The sequence below is a fragment of the Bordetella trematum genome (assembly GCF_900078335.1).
GTDB classification, from domain to species: domain Bacteria; phylum Pseudomonadota; class Gammaproteobacteria; order Burkholderiales; family Burkholderiaceae_B; genus Bordetella; species Bordetella trematum.
Genome location: NZ_FKBR01000046.1, coordinates 334,182 through 357,797, shown reverse-complemented (window position 1 = coordinate 357,797; position 23,616 = coordinate 334,182). Strand labels below are relative to the sequence as shown.

Sequence of the window (23,616 nt, the reverse complement as noted above, 5' to 3'; positions counted from 1 at the left end):
TGCCGCAGCCCGGGATTGCCCGGGGGTGGCAAGGGGGTCGGATTGGGTATGATCGTTCCCTACTTTGTTCGCAGCTTGCCCTTGCCGCTGCCAGGAAAGGTCCAGGCAGGGCGCCCTATCCGCACAGACCACGCCCCGTGACGCCGAATTCCGCCTCCCCAACCCGCCAGAGCCTGTTCTCCCGCCTGTTGTTCGGTTTCATTTCCTGGCTGCATGTCAGGATCGCACGGGCCTCGCTGGTGGGCGACCGGCCGATTTTCGACAACCAGGCTTTCCCATGGGTGCCGGCGCTGGAGGCGCAGACGCCAGCCATCCGTGATGAGCTGGAGCGGCTGTTGCAGGATCGCGAACGTTTGCCCGCCTTTCACGAGATTTCCCCGGATGTCGGCATGATCACCGGCGACAAGCACTGGAAGACCTTCGTGTTCATGGGCTACGGCATGCGCTCGGCGCGCAACCTGGCGCGTTGCCCGGCGACGGCTCAGGCCCTGCGCGGCATCCCGGGGGTGCGTACGGCGTTCTTCTCCATCCTGGAGCCGGGCAAGCGCATTCCCCTGCATAAGGGGCCATACAACGGCGTGCTGCGTCTGCATCTGGGGCTGCGCGTGCCGCAGCCGCGCGAGCGCTGCTGGATCGAGGTCGATGGCCAGCGCTATCACTGGCGCGAAGGCGAGGCGGTGATCTTCGATGATCTCTACCCTCATCAGGTGCACAACGACACGGCGGGCCTGAGGGCGGTATTGTTCGTGGATTTCGAGCGGCCCTGCCGCGCGCCGGTGCGCTGGCTCAACCGACTCGTGCTGGCGCTGGCGCCCATGAGCGACGAGATCCGCCGCGGCAAGGCCAATCACGACGCCTGGGAGCAGGCGTACTACGAGAAAAAATAGGGACGCCCTGCGCGGCAGGCGACTGTGGCGCGGATACGGCAAGCCTTTGTTTTCGTGCCTGAATATGGCTTGCATGAAAAATCTGGCTGGGATAGAATAAGCAGCTTTCCCAAATTGTTGGTTGGGTTGGCCCAAGCTCGGTGGTGGTAAAACACCCCGGATAACTTCCCGGATTCAGTTGCGGGCGGTTCATCCCAAGAGTTACCTCCGAGGCGCCGCCTCAGGGGAGATGAAGGGCTTTGTGCCGGTTTGACCGACGTTCAGGGGAAACTTCCGCAGGATTTCAACCCAGGGTCGTTGTTGCCAGCAGGCAGCGCGGACCTGACGGGACCAAAACTGGCAGGAAGCACGGGCCTTATCCAACAAGGGAAGGGCGTGTTTTCAGTTAAGTTGGAACAGGAAAAATCATGATCCAAATGCAGACCACGCTGGACGTGGCCGACAACACTGGTGCGCGTGCCGTCATGTGCATCAAGGTGCTCGGTGGCTCCAAGCGCCGCTATGCCGGTATCGGCGACATCATCAAGGTGAGCGTCAAAGATGCGGCCCCCCGCGGACGCGTCAAGAAAGGCGAGATCTACAACGCTGTGGTGGTTCGTACCGCCAAGGGCGTGCGCCGCAAGGACGGTTCGCTGATTCGTTTCGGTGGCAATGCCGCCGTGTTGCTCAATGCCAAGCTGGAGCCGATCGGCACCCGCATCTTCGGACCGGTTACGCGCGAACTGCGTAACGACAAGTTCATGAAGATCGTGTCGCTGGCCCCGGAAGTGCTGTAAGGAGCCCACGATGAACAAGATCCGTAAAGGCGACGAAGTCATCGTATTGACTGGCCGCGACAAAAAGCGTCGCGGCACCGTGCTGTCCATCGTTGACGCCGACCACGTGCTGGTCGAGGGTGTCAACGTCGTGAAGAAGCACATGAAGGCCAACCCCATGGCCAACAACCCCGGCGGCATCGTCGAAAAGACGCTCCCGATCCACATCTCGAACGTGGCTCTCTTCAACCCCGCCACCGGCAAGGGTGATCGCGTGGGCATCAAGGAAGAGGACGGTCGCAAGGTTCGCGTGTTCCGTTCCAATGGTGCCGTTGTCGGCGCCAAGGCGTAAGGGGCGAAAGACATGTCTCGTTTGCAAGATTTCTACAAGAGCAAGGTCGTTGCCGACCTGCAAGCCAAGTTCGACTACAAGACCGTGATGGAAGTCCCGCGCATCACCAAGATCACCCTGAACATGGGTGTCTCGGAAGCCGTGGCTGACAAGAAGGTCATCGAACACGCCGTCTCGGACCTCACCAAGATCTCCGGCCAGAAGCCCGTCGTCACCAAGACGCGCAAGGCTATCGCCGGCTTCAAGATCCGTGAAAACTACCCGATCGGTTGCATGGTGACGCTGCGTGGTCAACGCATGTACGAATTCCTGGATCGCCTGGTGGCGGTTGCGCTGCCTCGCGTGCGCGACTTCCGCGGTGTGTCGGGTCGTGCATTTGACGGCCGTGGCAACTACAACATCGGGGTAAAAGAGCAGATCATTTTCCCCGAAATCGAGTACGACAAGATCGACGCGCTGCGTGGGCTGAACATCAGCATCACCACCACCGCCAAGACCGACGACGAAGCCAAGGCGCTGCTTGCGGCCTTCAGCTTCCCGTTCCGCAACTAAGGGGCTGATGACGTGGCTAAACTCTCCCTCATCAATCGCGATATCAAGCGCGCCAAGCTGGCTGACAAGTTCGCCGCTCGCCGCGCCGAACTGAAAGCGATCATCGACGATCAGTCGAAGACCGACGAAGAACGTTACCAGGCTCGGCTCAAGCTGCAACAGCTGCCGCGCAATGCCAACCCGACGCGTCAGCGCAATCGTTGCGTGGTGACCGGTCGTCCGCGCGGCGTGTTCCGCAAGTTCGGCCTGACCCGTCACAAACTGCGTGAAATGGCCATGAAGGGCGAAGTGCCCGGCATGACCAAGGCCAGCTGGTAGGAGAACGAATATGAGCATGAGCGATCCCATCGCCGATATGCTGACCCGCATTCGCAATGCGCAGCAAGTCGACAAAACCACGGTGAACATGCCCTCCTCGAAGCTGAAGGCGGCCATTGCCGCTGTGCTGAAAGACGAAGGCTACATCGACGGCTTTGAAATCAAGGGCAGCCAGGCCAAGCCTGAGCTGGAAATCACCCTGAAGTACTACGCCGGCCGCCCGGTCATCGAGCGCATCGAACGCGTCTCGCGCCCCGGTCTGCGTATCTACAAGGGCCGCAGCAACATTCCTCAGGTCATGAACGGCCTGGGCGTGGCTATCGTTTCGACCTCGCGCGGCGTGATGACCGACCGCAAGGCTCGCGCCAATGGCGTGGGCGGCGAAGTCCTGTGCTACGTGGCCTAAGGAGAGTCGAATGTCACGTATCGCTAAATATCCGGTAGAACTGCCGAAGGGTGTTGAAGCCAACATCCAGTCGGACCAGATCACCGTGAAGGGCCCGCTGGGCACGCTGGTGCAGTCGCTGACCGGCGATGTCATCATCAACGAAGACGGCGGCAAGCTGTCGTTCATCGTTGCCAATGACTCGCGTCACGCCAACGCCATGTCGGGCACCCTGCGCGCTCTGGTCGCCAACATGGTGACCGGCGTGAGCAAGGGCTTCGAGCGCAAGCTGAACCTGGTCGGCGTGGGTTTCCGCGCCTCCGTCCAAGGTGATGCCGTCAAGCTGCAACTGGGCTTTTCGCACGACATCCTGCATCAGCTGCCTGCTGGTGTGAAGGCCGAATGCCCCTCGCAGACGGAAATCATCATCAAGGGCGCCAACAAGCAAGTCGTCGGTCAGGTGGCCGCTGAAATCCGCGCATACCGCGAACCCGAACCCTACAAGGGCAAGGGCGTGCGTTACGCTGATGAACGCGTCGTCATCAAAGAGACCAAGAAGAAGTAAAGGCGACAAGGACGAATCATGGACAAAAAAGTTTCCCGTTTGCGTCGTGCGGTACCGACCCGCCGGAAGATCGCGCAGCTGGGCGTTCATCGCCTCTCGGTCTACCGCTCGAACCTGCACATCTACGCCAACATCATTTCGCCGGAAGGCGATCGTGTGGTCGTCAGCGCCTCGACGCTGGAAGCCGAAGTGCGTGCGCAGCTGTCTGGCGCCGGCGCTGGTGGCAATGCCGCTGCTGCCGCGCTGATCGGCAAGCGCGTGGCCGAGAAGGCCAAGGCTGCTGGTATCGAACTGGTTGCCTTCGATCGCTCGGGCTTTCGTTACCATGGCCGCGTCAAGGCGCTGGCCGAAGCCGCGCGTGAAGCCGGCCTGAAGTTCTAAGCGAGGATCAGTCACATGGCTAAAGTACAAGGCAAGAACGCCGCGGAAAAAGAGAACGACGACGGTCTGCGCGAGAAGATGATCGCGGTCAACCGCGTGAGCAAAGTGGTCAAGGGTGGTCGCACCATGAGCTTTGCTGCGCTGAGCGTGGTCGGCGACGGCGATGGTCGTATCGGCATGGGCAAGGGCAAGGCGCGCGAAGTGCCGGTGTCGGTCCAGAAGGCAATGGAACAGGCCCGTCGCGGCATGTTCAAGGTTGCCCTGAAGAACGGCACGCTCTACCACACCGTGGTGGGCAAGCACGGCGCCTCGACGGTGCTGATTTCGCCGGCCGCTGAAGGTACTGGCGTGATCGCCGGTGGCCCGATGCGCGCCATTTTCGAAGTGATGGGTGTGCGTAACGTCGTTGCCAAGAGCCTGGGCTCGAGCAACCCGTACAACCTGGTTCGCGCCACGTTGAACGGCCTGCGCAATTCCCTGACCCCGTCGGACGTTGCTGCCAAGCGCGGCAAGACCGTCGAAGAGATCCTGGGGTAAGTCATGGCTCAGAAGCAGATCAAAGTTACGCTCGTGCGCTCGGTCATTGGCACCAAGCAATCCCACCGCGATACCATTCGCGGCCTGGGCCTGCGCGGTCTCAATAGCAGCCGTGTGCTCGTCGACACCCCGGAAGTGCGCGGTATGATCCGCAAGGTCGAATACCTCGTCTCCGTGTCGGAAGGCTAAGGAATCACGATGTCGGAAATTCAACTTAATTCCATCAAGCCCGCCGAGGGCGCCAAGCACGCCAAGCGTCGCCTTGGCCGCGGTATCGGCTCGGGCCTGGGTAAAACCGGTGGCCGCGGCCACAAGGGCCAGAAGTCGCGTTCGGGCGGCTTCCACAAGGTTGGCTTCGAAGGCGGTCAGATGCCGCTGCAGCGTCGCCTGCCCAAGCGTGGTTTCACCCCGCTGGGTCGTCACCTGTTCGCCGAAGTGCGTCTGTCCGAGCTGCAGGGTCTGGATATCGAGGAAATCGATCTTCAGGCGCTGAAGGCCGCGGGTGTGGTTGGCCAGGCAGTGCGTTTCGCCAAGGTCATCAAGTCGGGTGAACTCTCGCGCAAAGTGGTGCTTCGCGGCATCACTGCGACGGCTGGCGCTCGCGCCGCTGTCGAGGCCGCGGGCGGCTCGCTTGCCTGATCGCGAGGTGACGCGTGGCTAAAGCGCAGGCACTGGGTAAGACCGGATCCCGGTACGGTGATCTGAAGCGCCGGCTGGTGTTTCTGATCCTCGCCCTGGTGGTTTACCGTCTTGGTACCCACATCCCTGTCCCGGGCATCAATCCGGACGCGCTGGCGGACTTGTTCCGCCAGAACGAGGGCGGGATCCTGGGCCTGTTCAACATGTTCTCGGGCGGTGCGCTCTCGCGCTTTTCGATCTTTGCCCTGGGGATCATGCCGTACATTTCGGCATCCATCATCATGCAGTTGATGTCGGTGGTGATGCCGTCGCTGGAAGCCCTCAAGAAAGAGGGCGAAGCCGGCCGGCGCAAGATCACTCAGTACACCCGCTACGGCACGGTATTGCTGGCGCTGGTGCAGGCTGTGGGCATTTCGGTAGCGTTGGAGTCCCAGCCGGGGCTTGTGGTCGATGCAGGTATGTTGTTCCGCTTCACCACGGTGGTGACGCTGGTCACCGGCACCATGTTCGTCATGTGGCTGGGTGAGCAGATTACCGAGCGTGGTCTGGGCAATGGTATTTCGATCCTGATCTTCACCGGTATCGTCGCGGGCTTGCCCTCGGCGCTGGCGGGGCTGCTGGACCTGGTGCGCACCAACTCGATGTCGGTGATCTCCGCACTGTTCATCGTGGCTCTGGTCGTGCTGGTGACGGCGTTTGTGGTGTTCGTCGAACGCGGACAGCGCAAGATCACGGTGAACTATGCCAAGCGCCAGGTGGGCAACAAGATCTACGGCGGTCAAAGCTCGCATTTGCCGCTCAAGCTGAACATGGCAGGGGTGATTCCGCCGATCTTCGCATCGTCGATCATTCTCTTCCCGGCTACGGTCACCAGCTGGTTTGCCACGGGCGAAAGCCTGGGGTGGCTGCGCGATCTGGCTGCTGCGCTTGAACCTCGTCAACCGCTCTACATCACGCTGTATTCTGTCGCGATCATCTTCTTCTGCTTTTTCTACACGGCTCTGGTGTTCAACAGCCGCGAAACGGCAGATAACCTGAAGAAGAGTGGTGCGTTCGTCCCGGGCATCCGCCCTGGTGAACAAACCGCGCGCTACATCGACAAGATTCTGATGCGTCTCACGCTGGCTGGTGCCCTCTACATCACGCTTGTGTGCTTGCTGCCGGAATTCATGGTGATGCGCTGGAACGTACCGTTCTACTTCGGTGGGACGTCTCTGTTGATTATTGTTGTGGTGACGATGGATTTCATGGCGCAAGTTCAGGCCTACATGATGTCTCACCAGTACGACTCGTTGCTCAAGAAGGCCAACTTCAAGGGTGCGGGTTTGCCTATGCGATAGATGTTCTCTAGCCTTGAGCAGAAAGCATGTCAAAGGACGACGTCATCCAGATGCAGGGCGAGGTTCTTGAGAACCTCCCCAACGCGACATTTCGCGTCAAGCTCGAAAACGGCCACGTGGTGTTGGGCCATATTTCCGGCAAGATGCGCATGCATTACATCCGGATCCTTCCCGGAGATAAGGTCACGGTGGAGCTCACGCCCTATGACCTGACGAGGGCCAGGATTGTCTTCCGCTCAAAATAGGCGGAACCGGATTACGGAAAATTAGGAGTCAACCATGAAAGTAATGGCATCGGTTAAGCGGATCTGCCGCAATTGCAAAGTTATCAAACGTCACGGCGTGGTGCGCGTCATCTGCACCGACCCGCGTCACAAGCAGCGTCAAGGCTAACCCTGGTTAGCGTTACGCAACGGATTAAATCAAGGAACAGTCATGGCCCGTATTGCTGGCATTAACATTCCGCCGCAACAGCACGCCGAGATCGGCCTGACCGCCATTTTTGGCATCGGTCGTACGCGCGCCCGCAAGATCTGCGAAGCTGCTGGTGTGCCCGTTACCAAAAAGGTCAAAGATCTGACCGACGCTGAGTTGGAACGCATCCGTGAACACGTTGGCGTGTTCACCGTCGAAGGCGACCTGCGTCGTGAAGTGCAGCTCTCGATCAAGCGTTTGATCGACCTGGGAACCTATCGCGGTATGCGTCACAAGCGCGGTCTGCCGGTGCGCGGCCAGCGCACTCGCACCAACGCTCGCACCCGCAAGGGCCCGCGTCGTGCTGCTGCGTCCCTGAAGAAATAATCGAGGATTTAGATTATGGCGAAAGCTTCCACCAGCGGCGCTTCGCGCGTGCGCAAAAAGGTTAAGAAGAACGTCTCGGACGGCATCGCGCACGTTCACGCGTCGTTCAACAATACCATCATCACCATTACCGATCGTCAGGGCAACGCCCTGTCGTGGGCAACCTCGGGTGGTGCCGGTTTCAAGGGCTCGCGCAAGTCGACCCCGTTCGCTGCTCAGGTCGCCGCCGAAACGGCTGGCCGCGTGGCAATGGAGTACGGCATCAAGACCCTCGAAGTCCGCATCAAGGGCCCCGGCCCCGGCCGCGAGTCGTCGGTGCGTGCTCTGAACGCGCTGGGCATCAAGATTTCGAGCATTGCCGATATCACGCCCGTTCCGCACAACGGCTGCCGTCCGCCGAAGCGTCGTCGTATCTAAGGGGAACCTCCATGGCTCGTTATATTGGTCCCAAGTGCAAGCTCTCGCGCCGCGAGGGTACTGACCTGTTCCTGAAGAGCGCTCGTCGCTCGCTGGACTCCAAGTGCAAACTGGATTCCAAGCCTGGCCAGCATGGCCGTACTTCGGGTGCTCGCACCTCTGACTACGGTCTGCAGCTGCGCGAAAAGCAAAAACTCAAGCGCATGTACGGTGTGCTCGAGAAGCAATTCCGCAAGTACTTCGTTGAAGCCGAGCGTCGTCGCGGCAACACCGGCGAAACGCTGATCCAGCTGCTCGAATCGCGTCTGGACAACGTGGTGTATCGCATGGGTTTCGGTTCGACCCGCGCTGAAGCCCGCCAGCTGGTGAGCCACCGCGCCATCGAGCTGAACGGCCGCACCGCCGACATCGCCTCGATGCTGGTCAAGGCCGGCGACGTCATCACCATCCGTGAAGGCGCCAAGAAGCAAGCCCGTATCCGCGAATCGCTGGATCTGGCTTCGAGCATTGGCATGCCGCAGTGGGTGGAAGTCGACACCAACAAGCTGACCGGTACGTTCAAGTCGGCTCCCGACCGCGCTGATGTCGCCCGCGACATCAACGAGTCGATGGTTGTCGAACTGTACTCGCGTTAATCTGCAGCGGGCTCGCGCCCGCTTCGGTTATACTGCGAATCCAGCCCGCCCAGGCCTGTTGGCCCTGGCGGGCTTTGCGGTGTTTACCCCCCGCAGTCATACGGCCCCGCGGGTTTGCCCGTCAGGCGGCTGATTACCGATTCATTTCCATCAGCCTTATCGGTGTAACGAGCCGAGGGTATTGAAAAGGAACTTGCTCCATGTCCAATCAAGGTTTTCTGAAACCGCGCTCCATCGAGGTCGAACCCATCGGCCCCAACCACGCCAAGATCGTGATGGAGCCTTTCGAGCGCGGTTACGGCCATACGCTGGGTAACGCCCTGCGCCGCATCCTGCTGTCTTCGATGACCGGCTTTGCGCCGACCGAAGTGCAGATGACGGGCGTGGTGCACGAGTATTCGACCATCCCGGGCGTGCGCGAGGACGTCGTCGACATCCTGCTGAACCTGAAGGGCGTGGTGTTCAAGCTGCACAACCGCGACGAAGTCACGCTGATCCTGCGCAAGACCGGCGCCGGCCAGGTGCTGGCCAGCGACATCGAGCTGCCGCACGACGTCGAAATCGTGAACCCCGACCATCCCATCTGCAACCTGACCGATGCCGGCAAGCTGGAGATGCAGATCAAGGTCGAGAAGGGCCGCGGCTACGTGCCGGGCAACGTGCGTGCGCTGTCGGAAGACCGCACCCACACCATCGGCCGCATCGTGCTGGACGCTTCGTTCAGCCCCGTGCGTCGCGTCAGCTATGCCGTCGAGAGCGCCCGCGTCGAGCAGCGTACCGACCTGGACAAGCTGGTGCTGGACATCGAGACCGATGGCGTGATCTCGCCCGAGGAAGCCGTGCGCCAGTCGGCCCGCATCCTGATGGACCAGATCTCGGTGTTCGCCGCCCTGGAAGGTGCTGGCGACTCCTACGAAGCGCCGGTGCGCGGCACCCCGCAGATCGATCCGGTGCTGCTGCGCCCGGTCGACGATCTGGAGCTGACGGTGCGTTCGGCCAACTGCCTGAAGGCCGAGAACATCTACTACATCGGCGACCTGATCCAGCGTACCGAGAACGAGCTGCTCAAGACCCCGAACCTGGGCCGCAAGTCGCTCAACGAAATCAAGGAAGTCCTGGCCGCACGCGGCCTGACGCTCGGCATGAAGCTGGAAAACTGGCCCCCGCTGGGCCTGGAGCGTCCGTAATTGTCAAAGGGCGCGGCGTTTCGCCGCGCCCGACCGGCTTCGGCCGGGTAACCCGATTCCACCGGACCGCGGCGCGCCCCTGGCGCGTCGATAGAAGAGCCGGCAACCCGATGGCGGAAACGCCATCTTTTAGATTCAAAGGAAAATCACCATGCGTCACGGTAACGGACTGCGCAAACTCAACCGCACCAGCAGCCATCGTCTGGCCATGTTCCGCAACATGGCTGTTTCGCTGATCACCCACGAAGCGATCAAGACCACGCTGCCGAAGGCGAAAGAACTGCGCCGCGTCATCGAACCCCTCATCACGCTGGGCAAGGAGCCCACGCTCGCGAACAAGCGCCTGGCTTTTGCCCGTCTGCGCGATCGCGACGCCGTGGTCAAGCTGTTCGCCGAAATCGGCCCGCGCTACGCGGCCCGCAACGGCGGCTACACCCGTGTCCTGAAGATGGGCTTCCGTCAGGGCGACAACGCTCCCATGGCTTTCATGGAGCTGGTTGACCGTCCGGAAGTGGATGCTTCCGAAGCGGAAGGCGCTGCCGAATAAGGCATTGCCCTCAGCGGAAAAAGCGGGCTTCGGCCCGCTTTTTTTATGTCCGCCCGGATCAGGCGCCCAGCGCCTGGCGTAATTCGTCGGCTGCGGCCTGCAGCAGGGCGCTGTCGGCCTGCGGCGGCATGATGAAGTCCAGGTCGCGCTGTGCGATGTACTGCGTGGAGGTGATGTCCTGGGGGTGGTGCATGGGAATGATGTGGGCATGCGCATGCGCCACATGGATGCCGGTGAAGGCCAGGCCCACGCGTTCCACGCCGTAGATCTGCTTCATGTGGCGGGCCAGCTTCTGACCCAGATTGACGATATGTCCGGCCAGATCGGCAGGCATGTCCTCAAAGTAGGGATAGTGCTGCTTGGGGATGATCAATACGTGGCCCCGGCGCACCGGATGGATGTCCAGGAAAGCCAGCACGCGGCTGTCTTCGTGGATGATGTGGGCCGGTAGCTCGTGCCGCGCGATGCGGCAGAACAAACAGCTGTCCTGCATGGTTGGGTCTCCTGAGCGGGGCGTTGTGGATCCGGCCCCTTGATCGATCCCATAAAATACCCCGAGTCGAGCGTGCAGGTCTTTGAGGGGGAGCGTACATGTTGCGAGATGACGACGTTGTGCTGATCGTCAGCAATGCGCCGGATACGGCGATCGCCAGGCAGATTGCGCAGGGTCTGGTCGGACAGGGGCTGGCCGCCTGCGTGAACCTTGGCGCGCCCATCGTGTCTGTCTATCGGTGGCAGGGCGCGGTCGAACAGGCCGAAGAGATCCCCCTGACCATCAAGACCACTCGTGGCGCCCAGGAGGCGGTGGTGCAGGCGCTTGGCCGTCTGCACCCCTATGAGGTGCCGGAGATCATCGTGCTGCCCGTGACGGGCGGCCTGACGGCCTACCTGGACTGGGTGCGCGAGCAGACCCGCCAGCCGGCTTCGGATTAAGAGGATGCAATGCAGCGAGTGTTGAATCGGCGTGGCGGTCCGTGGGCCGGCGTTTTGGCGGCCTTGCTGGCCCTCTGGCTGGCGCTGGCCGCCGCGACGGCTCAGGCCCAGGAGGATTTCCTGGCCCCGGAACAGGCCTTCGGCCTGACGGCGCGCGCCGTGGGCGACAACGCCCTGGAACTGGACTTCAAGGTGGCGCCGGGCTACTACATGTACCGCGAGCGCTTCGACCTGGAGGCCGTGCCTGCGGGAGCCATCGATACGGCGCAGGCCGAGTTTCCGGCCGGCGAAGTCAAGTACGACCCGACCTTCGAGCAGGACATGGAGGTCTATCACGACAATGTGCGGATCCGGTTGCCCATGACGCTGCGGGGCGAGGCGGCGCGGCTGCGCGTGACCAGCCAGGGATGCGCCGATGCCGGGCTGTGCTATCCCCCGATGTCGCATCTGGTGTCCGTGACGCCGCGGGACGGTGTGCCCGAGGTGCGCGTGAGCGCCATCGAGCCAGGTCAGGAGGCCCAGGCGTTGCAGGCCGGCCCCGCCCCGGCCGCAGCCGGCGTGTCGACGCCGACGGGCGGTTTGGGCGCCTTGCTGGAGTCCGGTGACCGCGGCTTGGCTGATGCGATCGGCGGACTGGGCCTGCTGAAGACGGCGGGTGTTTTCTTCCTCCTGGGGCTGCTGCTGGCGTTCACGCCTTGCGTGCTGCCGATGATTCCGATTCTTTCGTCCATCATCATCGGTCGCGATGGCGGGGCGGCCAACGCCTCCCGACGACGCGGCCTGGGGTTGGCGGCCGCCTATGTGCTGGGCATGTCGCTGATCTACACCCTGTTGGGCGTGGCTGCCGGCTTGAGCGGCGCCGGCTTGGCGGCCTGGTTGCAGACGCCCTGGGTGCTGGCGCTGTTTGCCGGTCTGCTGGCCCTGCTGGCGCTGGCAATGTTCGATGCCTATACCCTGCAGTTGCCGGCCAGCTGGCAAGCCCGCCTGAGCGCGCGCGCCGACCGCATTCCGGGCGGGCACTATGCGGGCGCCTGGCTGATGGGGGCAATATCCGCGCTGATCGTCGGCCCCTGCGTGGCGGCGCCCCTGGCGGGCGCCCTGCTGTACATCTCCCAGACGGGCGATGTGGCGCTGGGGGCTGCGGCCCTGTTCGCCATGGCCTGGGGCATGGGTGTGCCGTTGCTGCTGGTGGGGGCCTCTTCGCGCGCGCTGTTGCCCAAGGCCGGTCCCTGGATGGAAGGGGTCAAGCGGCTGTTCGGCATGTTGTTGCTGGCCACGGCCTGGTGGATGCTGATCCCGGTGGTGCCGGCCTGGGCGCTGATGCTGGGGTGGGCCCTGCTGGCGCTGGTCAGTGCGGTGATGCTGCGCGCCTTCGAGCCGCTGCCGGCGCAGGCCGGCGCGGCGCGCATGTTCGCCAAGGGTCTGGGCCTGCTGCTGGCGCTGGCCGCGCTGGCGTGGGTCGTGGGGCTGGCCAGCGGCGGGCGCGATGCGCTGGCGCCGTTGGGGCACCTGGCCGCGCGAGAAGGCACGGCCGTGGCGGCAGCGCCGCATCCGACGTTCAAGCGGGTGCGCACGGTGGCCGAGCTGGACGCCGCCCTGGCCGCCAGCACCCAGCCGGTGATGCTGGATTTCTATGCCGATTGGTGCGTATCGTGCCGCGAAATGGAGCGTTTCACGTTCAGCGATCCGGCTGTGGCGCAGCGCATGGCGGGCATGTTGCTGCTGCAGGCCGACGTCACCCAGAACAATGCCGATGACCGCGCCTTGCTCAAGCGCTTCGACCTGTTCGGGCCGCCGGGCATCCTGTTCTTTGCGCCCGGCGGGCGCGAGCTGGCCGAGCCGCGTGTGGTGGGTTTCCAGGATGCGGCGCGTTTCGCCGCCTCGCTGGATGAGGCTGCGGCGCAGGCGCGCCGCTAGCCGCGCAGCCGGAGGCGCGTCGCTCAGGCGCGCCGCAGCAGTTCCGCCGCTTCGATGGCGAAGTAGGTCAGGATGCCATCGGCGCCCGCCCGCTTGAAGGCCAGCAGGGCTTCCATCATGACCTTGTCGTGGTCGAGCCAGCCATTGGCGGCAGCCGCCTTGATCATGGCGTACTCGCCGCTGACCTGATAGGCAAAGGTCGGCACGCGGAAGGTGTCTTTCACGCGGCGCAGCACATCCAGATAGGGCATGCCGGGCTTGACCATCACCATGTCGGCGCCTTCGGCCAGATCGCCGGCCACTTCGCGCAGGGCTTCGTCGATGTTGGCCGGGTCCATCTGATAGGCCATTTTATTGGACTTGCCCAGATTGCTGGCCGAGCCGACCGCGTCGCGGAACGGGCCATAGAAGGCGCTGGCGTACTTGGCCGAGTAGGCCATGATGCGCGTGTGAATATGGCCGTCGGCTTCCAGCGCCTGGCGGATGGCGCCGACGCGCCCGTCCATCATGTCGCTGGGTGCGACGATGTCCACGCCCGCCTGTGCCTGCACCAGGGCCTGGCGCACCAGGATTTCCACGGTGGGCTCATTGACGACGTAGCCGTCGGCGTCGATTACGCCATCCTGGCCGTGGCTGGTGTACGGGTCGAGCGCCACGTCGGTCAGCACGCCCAGTTCGGGGAAGCGCTGTTTCAGTTCGGCAACCACACGCGGGATGAGGCCGTCGGGGTTGGTTGCCTCGATGCCATCGGGGGTCTTGAGCGCGGGGTCGATCGCCGGAAAGAGCGACAGCACCGGGATGCCCAGCTCCAGGCAGCGTTCGGCGACCGGCATCAGGGTATCGGGCGAATAGCGCACCACGCCGGGCAACGAGGCGACCGGCTGCTGCAGGCCTTTGCCTTCGGCCACGAAGACCGGATAGATCAGGTCGTCGGTGGTCAGGGTGTTCTCGCGCACGAGGCGGCGGGTGAAGTCGTCACGGCGCAGGCGGCGCGCACGCGCGACAGGAAAGGCGGGGGTGATGAGCTTCGGGGTCATGGCACTACCTTGGGAGAGATCCAGTTCTCGATTTGCGCACTGGCTTCTTCCAGGCCGATGCGCTCCGTGGCGGAGAAGGGCACGGTGTGCAGCGCACCGATATCCGCCAATTGCTTGCGTACCGCGAACACGGTGCGTACCCGCTGGCCATAGGGCAGTTTGTCGGCCTTGGTCAGCAGCGCCAGCACCGGCCGGCCGGTGGGGGCGATGAAGTCGGCCAGGCGGCGATCCAGGTCGGTGACGCCGCGCCGAATGTCGATCAGCAGCACGATCCCGGCCAGCGAGCTGCGGTCGCGCAGGTAGCCACCCAGGACATCGGCCCACTTTTCCTTTTCGCTCACGGCGACCGAGGCGTAGCCGTAGCCGGGCAGGTCGACCAGAAAGCCCAGCGGCTGTTCGGGATTGAGCGGGTCGGGCAGGTCGAACATGTTGATCAGGCGCGTGCGCCCGGGCGTCTTGCTGGAGAAGGCGAGACGGCGCTGGTTGCACAGCACGTTGATGGCGGTGGACTTGCCCGCATTGGAGCGGCCCACGAAGGCCACCTCCGGCGCACCGGCTGGCGGCAACTGGTCAAGGCGGGCTGCCGAAACGAAAAAAGAGGCGCGTTGAAGAAGGGACACGGGTCGCCTAATCGGGTGGTTGTAGCCCCCATTGTATAATCGCCCGTTTGCGGCCGGGGCCTGAGTGCCCAGGCGCCGGTCTGCGGCGCCGCTCACCGGGTCGCGATGGATGGCCATGCCGCGGCAGGCTGCACGCCCCTCGCGGGGCGGGCGTCCGGATCCGGCCAGTGCCTGTCGAGGTCTACCGATGCACCCTGCGCCGTCAAGAATGGCCGTCACCCTGGGCGTGTTGCTTTGCCTATCGCTGGCTGGGCCGGCGGTGGCTGCGGGCCCCGACGCGGCAGCCGGGGCGCGGCTTTACCTGGACGGTGACATGGAGCGCGGCATTCTGGCCTGTGCATCCTGTCACGGCGAGGCCGGCAACAGCGACATTCCCCTTTATCCCAATCTGGCCGCCCAGCCGCACGAGTATCTGGCGCAGCAGCTGCGTAATTTCCAGATCCGCGATGGCGCGTCGCTGCCGGCGCGCCTGGGCCCGCAAGGCGAGCCCACTGCCATGACGCCCATGGCCCAGCCTCTGACCCCCGAAGACATCGCCAACGTGGCGCGCTACCTGGCCGAGCAGCCATTGCGGCAGCCGGCTGCCTCGACACAGGAGGACGTGGGCGGGCATGGGCAGCGCTTGTGGCGCGGCGGGTTGCCGGAACGCAATATTCCGGCTTGCGCGGCCTGTCATGGCCCGGCGGGCGCGGGTCTGCCGGGCCAGTATCCGCGCCTGGCCGGGCAGTTTCCTGCCTATCTGGAGGAGCAACTGCGGCTGTTGCGCAGCGGCGAGCGGGGTGTGAGTCCGGTGATGCAGGACATCGCTTCCCGCATGTCGGATCAAGACATTCAATCTGTGGCAGATTATGCTGCGGGCTTACGTTAAACGCTTTTGCGGCGCAGCCGCTGGAGCGCCGGCGCAACCATGCCCCGCCCTTGCCGGCACGGGATGGCGCGCCCTCACCGATACGCGATGACACAAACCGATTCCCGCTCTGCGCGCCACAGCCTGTCGCGCGACCTGTTCGAACTTCTGGGTTCGATGCGTTTTGCCATCAGCCTGCTGGTGTTCATCTGCGTGGCCAGCATCGTCGGCACAGTGTTGCCGCAGAACCGCCCGCCTAATACCTATGTCGATCAGTTCGGCCCGTTCTGGTTCGAGGTGTTCGACAAGTTCTCGCTCTGGCATGTCTATAACAGCTGGTGGTTCCTGCTGATCATGGGCTTTCTGGTGGTGTCGACGTCGATCTGCGTGATCCGTCATGCCCCCAAGATGCTGCGCGATGCCGCCTCGTTTCGCGAGCATGTGCGAGAGGGCAGCCTGCGGGCTTTTCCTGAGCGCGTCGAACTGGACTTGCCCGAGACGCCCGAGGCGGCTGAGGCGCGTCTGCGCGGGGTGCTGCGCAGCCAGGGCTATGCGGTCCGTGAGCGGCGCGAGGCTGGCGGCGTCCTGCTGGCCGCCAAGAAGGGCAGCAGCAACCGGCTGGGTTATATCTTTGCCCACCTGGCGATGGTGGTGATCTGTATCGGCGGCCTGCTCGACAGCGAGCTGCTGGTGCGGCTGCAGGTGCTGTTCGGCGGCAAGCAGCCAATTGTCGAGAACATGCTGATCGCCGATGTGCCGGCCAGCGGCCGGCTGCCGTTGGGCAACCCGAGCTTTCGCGCCAACGTGCTGGTGCCCGAGGGGGCCGAGCGCAACACCGCCCTGGTGATGGTCGATGATGGCGTGCTGGTGCAGCCGCTGCCGTTTACCATCAAGCTGGAGAAATTCGACGTCGACTATTACTCCACCGGCATGCCGAGCCGCTTTGCCAGCCATGTCGAGATCATCGATCCGGACGACGGCAGCAGCTTCAAGCGCGTGATCGAGGTCAATGAGCCGCTGCGCTACAAGGGGGTCACGGTCTATCAGTCCAACCTCGATGATGGCGGCAGCGCCGTCACGCTGACCGGCTACCCGCTGCGTGGCACCTCGCCGGCCACGTTCCAGGTCGAGGGCGTGGTGGGCGAGAGCAATGAGCTCAATGCGAGCGTGGCGGGCGCAGCCACCGACAGCTACAAGCTCAATGTCACGGCGCTGCGGCCGATCAACGTGGAAGACATCGGCGAGGGCGGTGCGCCCACGCCGCCGCGCAGCGGCCTGAGCGAACATGTGGCGGCGGTCACCGGCAGCGCTGCCGGGCGCAAGAACGAGCGTCTGCGCAATCTGGGGCCCACGGTGGAATACCAGCTGATCGACAACGCCGGTCAGGCGCAGGAGTACCGCATCTACATGGTGCCGGTCGATCTCGACGGGCTGGAGGTTTTCCTGGCCGGTGTGCGCGAGAACCCTTCGCAGAACTACGCCTACCTGCGCATCCCGGCCGATGAGCAGGGCTCGCTCGACGAGTTCATGCAGCTGCGCGCGGCGCTGGCCGATCCGGCCGTACGCGCCGAGGCGGTGCACCGGTTCGTCGAGCGCAACCTGCCGCCGGGCGCCGACCGCGCCGCCCTGACGGGCGCGGCCAGCCGGGGCCTGGACACCTTCGCCAATGGCGGGCTGCGCGCGCTGTCGGAGTTGCTGGAAGGCACCACCGATCCGGCCGATGTCGACCGTGCGGCCAATGTGGTGCTGCGCCTGCTCAACAGCACGTTGTTCGATGTGCGCGCCATCATGCGTGAACGCCAGGGCATGCCCGCGCTGGCCGACAGCGGCGCGCAGGCCGAACAGCAGGCGCGCTGGCAGCAGGCGGCCATGGCGGCGCTGTCGGATCTCGCGCTGTATCCGGCGCCGGTGCTGCTGACGCTGAGCGATTTCCGGCAGGTGCAGGCCAGCGGCTTCCAGGTCAGCCGTACGCCGGGCAAGAACGCGGTTTATCTGGGCTGTCTGTTGCTGATCCTGGGCGTATTCGCCATGTTCTACATCCGCGATCGCCGGGTCTGGATCTGGATCAAGCCGCAGGCCCAGGGCAGCGAGGTCAAGGCGGCAATGACATCGCAGAAGCGTACACTGGACTACTTCCAGGAATTCGAGCGTTTCCGGGCCGCGCTGGGCCCCTCCCGAGGTGAGCAATGAGCACGTCCACCCGCAGCCCTGTCTGGCAGGGCAGTTTTTCCCAGACCGGCGACAGCCGAGTCAGCCGCGGCCGGCCCGACTGGACCGATGCGGTGTTCTTCCTGTTGCTGGCGCTGGGCGCGGGCTTTGCCCTGACGCGCTACAGCCAGGCGATGGATTACTACGAGAAGCTGATCCTGTGCGGCACGGTGCCCGTGCTGGCCTGGCTGGGATGGCTGTGGCGGCCGCTGCGCCGCCTGATGCTCGCCTGTGCTCTGGCAACCGGCCTTGCCCTGCTGCTCTACCAGAACGATCTGGGGCGCGCCGATGAGGTGTTCTGGCTCAAGTATCTGTTCTCGTCGCAATCGGCCATCCTGTGGATGAGCATGCTGTTCATCCTGGCCACGGCCTGCTACTGGATCGGCATCGTCAGCCCCACGGCGGCCTGGCTGGGTACGGCCCTGACCTGGGGCGCGGTGTTTGCCGGCGTGACCGGGCTGCTGGTGCGCTGGCGCGAAGGCCATCTGATGGGCCCTGACCTGGGCCACATCCCGGTGAGCAACTTGTACGAAGTCTTCGTGCTGTTCGCGCTCATGACGGCGCTGTTCTATCTCTACTACGAACGCAAGTACGCCACGCGGGCGCTGGGCGGCTTCGTGCTGCTGGTGATCTCTTCGGCGATGGTGTTCCTGCTCTGGTATGCCTTCACCCGCGACGCAGGCCAGATCCAGCCCCTGGTGCCGGCGCTCAAGAGCTGGTGGATGAAGCTGCACGTGCCGGCCAACTTCATCGGCTACGGCACCTTCTCGCTGGCGGCCATGGTGGGTTTCGCCTATCTGGTCAAGCAGCATGGGGAAACCGCGTCATGGCGCAAGCTGGTGCCGCTATTCGTGCTGGGGGTGCTGCTGTGCGCCGAGCCGATGGTGTTCCGCAGCGAGGGGCTGTCGGCCACCTGGATGATCTATGGCGGGGTCAGTGTGGTGATCGTGAGCGCCATTCTGCTGGCGCGCCGCCGCATTGCGCAGGCGCTGCCCCCGCTGGAAGTGCTCGATGACATCATGTATCGCGCCATTGCCGTGGGGTTCGCTTTCTTTACCGTGGCAACGGTGCTGGGCGCGCTGTGGGCGGCCGATGCCTGGGGTGCCTACTGGCAATGGGATCCGAAGGAAACCTGGGCCCTGATCGTGTGGCTGAACTACGCGGCCTGGCTGCACATGCGCCTGCTCAAGGGCCTGCGTGGCACCATGGCCGCCTATTGGGCGCTGATCGGGCTGTTGATCACCGGCTTTGCCTTCCTGGGCGTGAACATGTTCCTGTCGGGCCTGCACTCCTACGGCGAGCTGTAGGCCGGACGGGCGACGCGCCCCGCCAGGGGGCGCGTCGCAAGGGCTGTTTCAGGGCAGGGTGGATTCGCCGCGCAGCAGGTCGTCCAGGGTTTCGCGCTGGCGCACGATGTGAAAGCGGCTGCCATCGACCATGACTTCGGCCGCACGCGGGCGCGTGTTGTAGTTGCCGGCCATGACCATGCCATAGGCACCGGCCGATTCGACCGCCAGTACGTCGTCTTCGGCAAGCGCCAGGCTGCGTTCTTTGGCGAGCCAGTCGCCGCTTTCGCACACCGGGCCGACCACGTCATAGATCTGGGCCGGGCAGTCCTGGCGCGGCACCACCGGCGCCACGCCGTGGTAGGCCTGGTACAGCGTGGGACGCAGCAGATCGTTCATGGCGGCATCGACGATGGCGAAGTTGCGCGCGTCGTTGTGCTTGAGGAATTGCACCGTGGTCAGCAGCACGCCGGCGTTGCCCACCAGCGAGCGGCCCGGCTCCAGCACCAGGTGCAGGTGGCCGTGGCCACGGGCCTTCAGGCGCTCGAAGACGCCGTCCAGCAGGGCCTTGGGCGAGGGCGGGACCTCATCCGTGTAGCGGATGCCCAGGCCGCCGCCCAGATCCAGGTGCTCGATGGTGATGCCAGCCTGGGCCAGGCGTTCGATCAGGTCGATCAGTTTGTCCAGGGCGTCGAAATACGGGCTGATGTCGGTCAGTTGCGAGCCGATGTGACAATCCACGCCGACGATCTTCAGGCCCGGCAGCGAGGCGGCCAGCTCATAGGCCTGCAGCGCTTCTTCGATGGCGATGCCGAACTTGTTTTCCTTCAGCCCGGTGGAGATGTAAGGGTGGGTGTGGGCGTCGACGTCGGGGTTCACGCGCAGCGACACGCGCGCCTGCAGGCCGGTGACCTGGGCCACGCGCGACAGGCGGCGCAGCTCGGCGGTGGATTCGACGTTGAAGCATTTCACGCCCGCCTGCAGGGCGTCGCGCATTTCCCATTCTTGTTTGCCAACACCGGAAAACACCACCTTGGCCGGATCGCCGCCGACGGCCAGCACCCGCTTGAGTTCGCCGCCGGAGACGATGTCGAAGCCCGCGCCCATGCGGGCGAATTCCTTGAGCACCGCCAGATTGGAGTTGGCCTTCATGCCGAAGCACACCAGCACCGGGCGTTCGCCGATGGCCTGGCGATAGTTGTCGTAGGCGGCCTGCAGCGCGGCGCGCGAATAGACATACAGCGGCGTGCCGAGGTCGCGGGCGAGCGTATCGAGCGCGACGCCCTCGGCGTGCAGCACGCCGTTCTGGTAATGGAAATGAGGGTGTCCGGCCAGCTGAGGCAGGGAAACAGTCGAGGTCATGGCAGCGTCGGATTCGAGGGGATTCGGGGCCGTTCATCCTGTGCCTTCGGATGAGCGGGCGTCGCGCTGGAGCGGTCCGAGTCTTGGCTGGGCGGCATATAAAGCGGCCCTTTGTAGCCACAGGCTGAGATCAGACCAAAGACTGAAAGCGTGGCTACAATGCGAAGAATCCTGCGGCTTATGGCCATAAGGGACACTGGTAACTCCGTAATCGTTGCAGGTATGGATTATGACTGAAACCGAATTTCTTGCGTTGACCGAACAGGTGCTCGACAGTATCGAACGCCAAGCCGACGATTGGATGGCCACCCATGACGTGGATATCGAAACCAGCCGCAGCGGCAATGTCCTGACACTGATCTTTGAAGATCACAGCCAGATGGTCATCAACAGCCAGGCCGCCATGCAGGAGCTGTGGGTGGCCGCGCGCAGCGGCGGCTTTCACTACCGTTACGACGGCCAGCAGTGGCTGGACACGCGTGGCGGCCCTAATCTGGCCGATGCGCTGTCGCAGATCTGTTCGGCCACGACCGGCGTGCCGCTGACGGTACGCGTTTGATGCAAAAACGGCGGCCCAGCAGGGCCGCCGTGACTGGAATCAGAACATCAGGTCCTGGTTCCAGGGTTGTGCCTGGCCACCGACGCCGGGCGCGACCCGCAGCTTGGGTTGGGCCGCCTGCCCGCCCAGGCCATTCAGGAAATCGCCCAGGGCGTCTTCGCCCGGTTGCGGCAAGCCCAGACGGGCCACCGACTGCCCCGGCGGGAACTCTGCGAAGAAGAAATCGCCGTTTTCGGCCAGCAGGCCCTCGGGACGGGGGCGCTGCTTGATTTCCGGCGTGCCCTTGAGGACATCCTGCATGTAATCCAGCCAGATCGGCAGGGCCAGCCCGCCGCCGGTTTCGCGTGCGCCCAGCGAGCGCGGCTGGTCAAAGCCGAGCCAGGCCGTGGCCACCAGGTCGGGGTTGTAGCCCGAGAACCAGGCGTCATAGGAGTCGTTGGTGGTGCCGGTCTTGCCAGCCAGGTCATTGCGCTTGAGGGTGGCACGGGCCCGGGCGGCGGTGCCGCTGGTGGCCACGCCGCGCAGCATGTCGTCCATCAGCCAGGCGGTGCGAGGGTCGATGGCGCGCGCAGCCTCGTCGCCGGCGATGACCGGGCGGGCCTGCATGAGCACCTTGCCGCTGCTGTCGGTGACGTGGTCGATCAGGAAGGGCGTGACACGGAAGCCGCCGTTGGCGAAGACCGAGTAGGCGCCCGCCATCTGCAGCGGGGTGACCGAACCTGCACCCAGCGCCAGGGGCAGCACGGCCGGCTGGCGCGCCTTGTCAAAGCCGAAGCGGGTCAGGTATTCCTGGCCGTACTGCGGGCCGATGGCCTGCAGAATGCGGATGGACACCATGTTCTTGGACTTGTACAGGCCTTGGCGCATGGTGAGCATGGGCTCGTAGCTGTTGCCGTAGTTTTTGGGGCGCCAGGGCTTGGAGCCGGTTTGCGCGGCCGACAGCTCGAAGGGCTGGTCGGAGATCTGCGTGCCGGGCGTCAGGCCGCGCTCCAGCGAAGCCGCATAGATGAAGGGCTTGATGTTCGAGCCGGGCTGGCGCCAGGCCTGGGTGACGCGGTTGAAGTTGCCGCGATAGAAATCGAAGCCGCCGACCATGGCGCGGATGGCGCCGTTTTGCGGCGACAACGCCACGAAGGCGGCCTGCACGGCCGGCATATTGATGACTTCCCACTCGCCGTTGTCCATCTTGCGGATATAGACCACCGAGCCGCGTTGCAGGCGCTGATCGGCGCGGGCGTTGCTGGCCAGGGCGCGTGCCACCACGCCCAGCACCTTTTTGTCGGTCAGGGTGATGATTTCACGCGAACTGCGGGCGATCTTGAGTTCGTTGGGCGAGGCCGACAGCACCACGCCGGTCAGCAGGTCGGCGCTGTCGGTGTATTTCTCGAAAACGCCATCCAGGAAGTCGTCCAGCGCCTGCGGGTCATTTTCGATGCCGGCCGGCATGTCGAGCTGCTTCTCGGGGCCGGGGTAGGGCGCGCGGCGCGTGTATTGCAGCACGCCGTCGCGCACCGCGCGGTAGGCCGATTCCTGGTCTTTGGAGAGCACGGTGGTGTAGACGTTGATGCCGCGCGAGTACGCTTCATCCTGGTAGACGCCATAGACCAGCTGGCGGGCCAGCTCGGCCACGTATTCGCCGTGGATCGCATAGCCGCCGGCCGGTGTGCCTTCGGCCGACTTGATGACGATGGGCTGGGCCAGCGCTTCTTTGTATTCGGCTTCGGTCAGGTAGCCCAGCATGTGCATGCGATTGAGCACATAGCGCTGGCGCAGCTCGGCGCGGGGGCGGTTGGCGATCGGGTTGAAGCGCGACGGCGCCTTGGGGATGCCGGCCAGCATGGCCGCCTCGGCCGGCGTGATCTGCGACAGGGGCTTGCCGAAGTAGGTGCGCGAGGCCGCCGCGAAGCCATAGGCGCGGTGTCCCAGGTAAATCTGGTTCATGTAGAGCTCCAGGATCTGGTCCTTGGTGAGCTCCGACTCGATCTTGAACGTCAGCAGCAGTTCGTAGAACTTGCGCGAATAGGTCTTCTCGGAAGACAGGTAGAAGTTGCGCGCCACCTGCATGGTGATGGTGCTGGCGCCCTGCGACTTGGACATGCTGATGAGGTTGGTCAGCCCGGCGCGCACCACGCCGGTCCAGTCGATGCCGCCGTGCTGGTAGAAGCGGTCGTCTTCGGCGGCCAGCACGGCCGATTTCATGACATCGGGGATTTCGTTGAAGCGCAGCACATTGCGGCGTTCTTCGCCGAACTCGCCGATCAGGACCTTGTCGGCGGTGAAAATGCGCAGCGGCACGCGTGGACGGTAGTCCGTCATGGCGTTCAGATTGGGCAGGTTGGGCCAGGCCAGCGCGAGCGCCATGCCAGCCAGCACCAGGCCGCACAGGATCAGGCCACAGAAGAGAATACCGGTCTTGACCAGAAACCGCAGGAACGTCGATCCGACCGGGGCGGGCTGGTCCTGCTTGGAGGAATTGGTGCGCTTGCTCATCGCGGCGATTTTACGGTGATCTCTTCAAACCGCCCCCTGCGGCTGGCCGCCAGGGCAGT

At 64.1% G+C, this 23,616-nt stretch carries 31 protein-coding genes; 25 read left to right on the top strand and 6 right to left on the bottom strand.

Going from position 1 to position 23,616, the window contains the following annotated elements; translation table 11 throughout:
- Positions 1-137: 137 nt before the first annotated feature.
- The 19 genes from A7V84_RS18775 (at position 138) to rplQ (ending at position 10,298) form a co-directional block, all read left to right on the top strand.
- Positions 138-887, top strand: a complete 750-nt coding sequence (locus A7V84_RS18775) for an aspartyl/asparaginyl beta-hydroxylase domain-containing protein (RefSeq protein WP_025514411.1) — start codon at positions 138-140, stop codon at positions 885-887.
- Between the two features lie 407 nt (positions 888-1,294).
- Entirely contained in the window at positions 1,295-1,663 is a 369-nt protein-coding gene (gene rplN / locus A7V84_RS18770) for a 50S ribosomal protein L14 (protein ID WP_025514410.1), read from the top strand.
- A gap of 10 nt (positions 1,664-1,673) precedes the next feature.
- On the top strand, positions 1,674-1,994 hold the full coding sequence (gene rplX, locus A7V84_RS18765) for a 50S ribosomal protein L24 (protein WP_025514408.1): 321 nt from the start codon (positions 1,674-1,676) through the stop codon (positions 1,992-1,994).
- A gap of 12 nt (positions 1,995-2,006) precedes the next feature.
- Positions 2,007-2,546: a 50S ribosomal protein L5 gene (rplE, locus tag A7V84_RS18760; RefSeq protein WP_025514406.1), complete on the top strand. Its 540-nt coding sequence runs from the start codon at positions 2,007-2,009 to the stop codon at positions 2,544-2,546.
- 12 nt (positions 2,547-2,558) lie between these two features.
- Positions 2,559-2,864 (top strand): 30S ribosomal protein S14, encoded by a 306-nt coding sequence (gene rpsN / locus A7V84_RS18755; RefSeq protein ID WP_005017321.1) that lies wholly within the window; start codon positions 2,559-2,561, stop codon positions 2,862-2,864.
- A gap of 10 nt (positions 2,865-2,874) precedes the next feature.
- Positions 2,875-3,270 (top strand): 30S ribosomal protein S8, encoded by a 396-nt coding sequence (rpsH, locus tag A7V84_RS18750; protein WP_025514403.1) that lies wholly within the window; start codon positions 2,875-2,877, stop codon positions 3,268-3,270.
- A 10-nt stretch (positions 3,271-3,280) separates the two neighbouring features.
- A complete protein-coding gene (gene rplF, locus A7V84_RS18745) occupies positions 3,281-3,814 on the top strand; it encodes a 50S ribosomal protein L6 (RefSeq protein ID WP_025514401.1) in 534 nt (177 codons plus the stop codon).
- Between the two features lie 18 nt (positions 3,815-3,832).
- Positions 3,833-4,195, top strand: coding sequence for a 50S ribosomal protein L18 (rplR, locus tag A7V84_RS18740; protein ID WP_025514399.1), 363 nt, complete (start codon positions 3,833-3,835; stop codon positions 4,193-4,195).
- A 15-nt stretch (positions 4,196-4,210) separates the two neighbouring features.
- Positions 4,211-4,732, top strand: a complete 522-nt coding sequence (rpsE, locus tag A7V84_RS18735) for a 30S ribosomal protein S5 (RefSeq protein WP_025514397.1) — start codon at positions 4,211-4,213, stop codon at positions 4,730-4,732.
- A gap of 3 nt (positions 4,733-4,735) precedes the next feature.
- Positions 4,736-4,921, top strand: a complete 186-nt coding sequence (gene rpmD / locus A7V84_RS18730; RefSeq protein ID WP_025514395.1) for a 50S ribosomal protein L30 — start codon at positions 4,736-4,738, stop codon at positions 4,919-4,921.
- 9 nt (positions 4,922-4,930) lie between these two features.
- Positions 4,931-5,371: a 50S ribosomal protein L15 gene (gene rplO / locus A7V84_RS18725; RefSeq protein WP_038851822.1), complete on the top strand. Its 441-nt coding sequence runs from the start codon at positions 4,931-4,933 to the stop codon at positions 5,369-5,371.
- A 14-nt stretch (positions 5,372-5,385) separates the two neighbouring features.
- Positions 5,386-6,711 (top strand): preprotein translocase subunit SecY, encoded by a 1,326-nt coding sequence (gene secY / locus A7V84_RS18720; protein ID WP_025514390.1) that lies wholly within the window; start codon positions 5,386-5,388, stop codon positions 6,709-6,711.
- A 26-nt stretch (positions 6,712-6,737) separates the two neighbouring features.
- Complete coding sequence (infA, locus tag A7V84_RS18715) at positions 6,738-6,956, top strand: translation initiation factor IF-1 (protein ID WP_003806927.1); 219 nt, start codon at positions 6,738-6,740, stop codon at positions 6,954-6,956.
- A gap of 34 nt (positions 6,957-6,990) precedes the next feature.
- Complete coding sequence (rpmJ, locus tag A7V84_RS18710; RefSeq protein WP_003806928.1) at positions 6,991-7,104, top strand: 50S ribosomal protein L36; 114 nt, start codon at positions 6,991-6,993, stop codon at positions 7,102-7,104.
- Positions 7,105-7,146: 42 nt separating this feature from the next.
- The gene (gene rpsM, locus A7V84_RS18705) at positions 7,147-7,512 is read left to right on the top strand and encodes a 30S ribosomal protein S13 (protein WP_025514374.1); all 366 of its coding nucleotides are present in this window, start codon (positions 7,147-7,149) and stop codon (positions 7,510-7,512) included.
- Positions 7,513-7,527: 15 nt separating this feature from the next.
- Complete coding sequence (gene rpsK, locus A7V84_RS18700) at positions 7,528-7,929, top strand: 30S ribosomal protein S11 (RefSeq protein ID WP_003806930.1); 402 nt, start codon at positions 7,528-7,530, stop codon at positions 7,927-7,929.
- An 11-nt stretch (positions 7,930-7,940) separates the two neighbouring features.
- Positions 7,941-8,564 carry a 30S ribosomal protein S4 gene (gene rpsD, locus A7V84_RS18695; RefSeq protein WP_025514334.1) on the top strand — a complete coding sequence of 208 codons (624 nt, stop codon included), beginning with the start codon at positions 7,941-7,943 and terminating at the stop codon, positions 8,562-8,564.
- A gap of 200 nt (positions 8,565-8,764) precedes the next feature.
- On the top strand, positions 8,765-9,751 hold the full coding sequence (locus A7V84_RS18690) for a DNA-directed RNA polymerase subunit alpha (RefSeq protein WP_025514332.1): 987 nt from the start codon (positions 8,765-8,767) through the stop codon (positions 9,749-9,751).
- A 151-nt stretch (positions 9,752-9,902) separates the two neighbouring features.
- Complete coding sequence (gene rplQ, locus A7V84_RS18685; protein WP_025514330.1) at positions 9,903-10,298, top strand: 50S ribosomal protein L17; 396 nt, start codon at positions 9,903-9,905, stop codon at positions 10,296-10,298.
- A gap of 58 nt (positions 10,299-10,356) precedes the next feature.
- Here the strand turns inward: rplQ and A7V84_RS18680 are convergent, their stop codons facing one another.
- Positions 10,357-10,791, bottom strand: coding sequence for an HIT family protein (locus A7V84_RS18680; protein ID WP_025514328.1), 435 nt, complete (start codon positions 10,789-10,791; stop codon positions 10,357-10,359).
- Between the two features lie 98 nt (positions 10,792-10,889).
- Between A7V84_RS18680 and cutA the strand changes: the two genes are divergently transcribed.
- Entirely contained in the window at positions 10,890-11,231 is a 342-nt protein-coding gene (cutA, locus tag A7V84_RS18675) for a divalent-cation tolerance protein CutA (RefSeq protein ID WP_025514326.1), read from the top strand.
- 9 nt (positions 11,232-11,240) lie between these two features.
- Complete coding sequence (dsbD, locus tag A7V84_RS18670) at positions 11,241-13,148, top strand: protein-disulfide reductase DsbD (protein WP_063491695.1); 1,908 nt, start codon at positions 11,241-11,243, stop codon at positions 13,146-13,148.
- A gap of 23 nt (positions 13,149-13,171) precedes the next feature.
- Here dsbD and hemB read toward each other — a convergent pair whose 3' ends face one another.
- Positions 13,172-14,185, bottom strand: a complete 1,014-nt coding sequence (gene hemB / locus A7V84_RS18665) for a porphobilinogen synthase (RefSeq protein ID WP_025514322.1) — start codon at positions 14,183-14,185, stop codon at positions 13,172-13,174.
- The gene (yihA, locus tag A7V84_RS18660) at positions 14,182-14,805 is read right to left on the bottom strand and encodes a ribosome biogenesis GTP-binding protein YihA/YsxC (RefSeq protein ID WP_025514321.1); all 624 of its coding nucleotides are present in this window, start codon (positions 14,803-14,805) and stop codon (positions 14,182-14,184) included. Before yihA ends, hemB begins: the two co-directional genes overlap by 4 nt.
- Before the next feature lie 208 nt (positions 14,806-15,013).
- Between yihA and A7V84_RS18655 the strand changes: the two genes are divergently transcribed.
- From A7V84_RS18655 to ccsB, 3 genes are all read left to right on the top strand, one after another.
- A complete protein-coding gene (locus A7V84_RS18655; RefSeq protein ID WP_051348217.1) occupies positions 15,014-15,673 on the top strand; it encodes a c-type cytochrome in 660 nt (219 codons plus the stop codon).
- Positions 15,674-15,760: 87 nt separating this feature from the next.
- The gene (locus A7V84_RS18650) at positions 15,761-17,842 is read left to right on the top strand and encodes a cytochrome c biogenesis protein ResB (protein ID WP_025514316.1); all 2,082 of its coding nucleotides are present in this window, start codon (positions 15,761-15,763) and stop codon (positions 17,840-17,842) included.
- Positions 17,839-19,167, top strand: coding sequence for a c-type cytochrome biogenesis protein CcsB (gene ccsB, locus A7V84_RS18645; RefSeq protein WP_025514314.1), 1,329 nt, complete (start codon positions 17,839-17,841; stop codon positions 19,165-19,167). The genes A7V84_RS18650 and ccsB overlap by 4 nt, the downstream gene beginning before the upstream one ends.
- A gap of 48 nt (positions 19,168-19,215) precedes the next feature.
- Here the strand turns inward: ccsB and lysA are convergent, their stop codons facing one another.
- Positions 19,216-20,508 carry a diaminopimelate decarboxylase gene (lysA, locus tag A7V84_RS18640; protein WP_063491696.1) on the bottom strand — a complete coding sequence of 431 codons (1,293 nt, stop codon included), beginning with the start codon at positions 20,506-20,508 and terminating at the stop codon, positions 19,216-19,218.
- A complete protein-coding gene (lptM, locus tag A7V84_RS21725; protein ID WP_231886831.1) occupies positions 20,505-20,696 on the bottom strand; it encodes an LPS translocon maturation chaperone LptM in 192 nt (63 codons plus the stop codon). Before lptM ends, lysA begins: the two co-directional genes overlap by 4 nt.
- A gap of 41 nt (positions 20,697-20,737) precedes the next feature.
- Between lptM and cyaY the strand changes: the two genes are divergently transcribed.
- Positions 20,738-21,067 carry an iron donor protein CyaY gene (gene cyaY / locus A7V84_RS18635; RefSeq protein WP_025514312.1) on the top strand — a complete coding sequence of 110 codons (330 nt, stop codon included), beginning with the start codon at positions 20,738-20,740 and terminating at the stop codon, positions 21,065-21,067.
- 39 nt (positions 21,068-21,106) lie between these two features.
- Here cyaY and A7V84_RS18630 read toward each other — a convergent pair whose 3' ends face one another.
- The gene (locus A7V84_RS18630) at positions 21,107-23,557 is read right to left on the bottom strand and encodes a penicillin-binding protein 1A (RefSeq protein ID WP_025514311.1); all 2,451 of its coding nucleotides are present in this window, start codon (positions 23,555-23,557) and stop codon (positions 21,107-21,109) included.
- Positions 23,558-23,616: the final 59 nt, after the last annotated feature.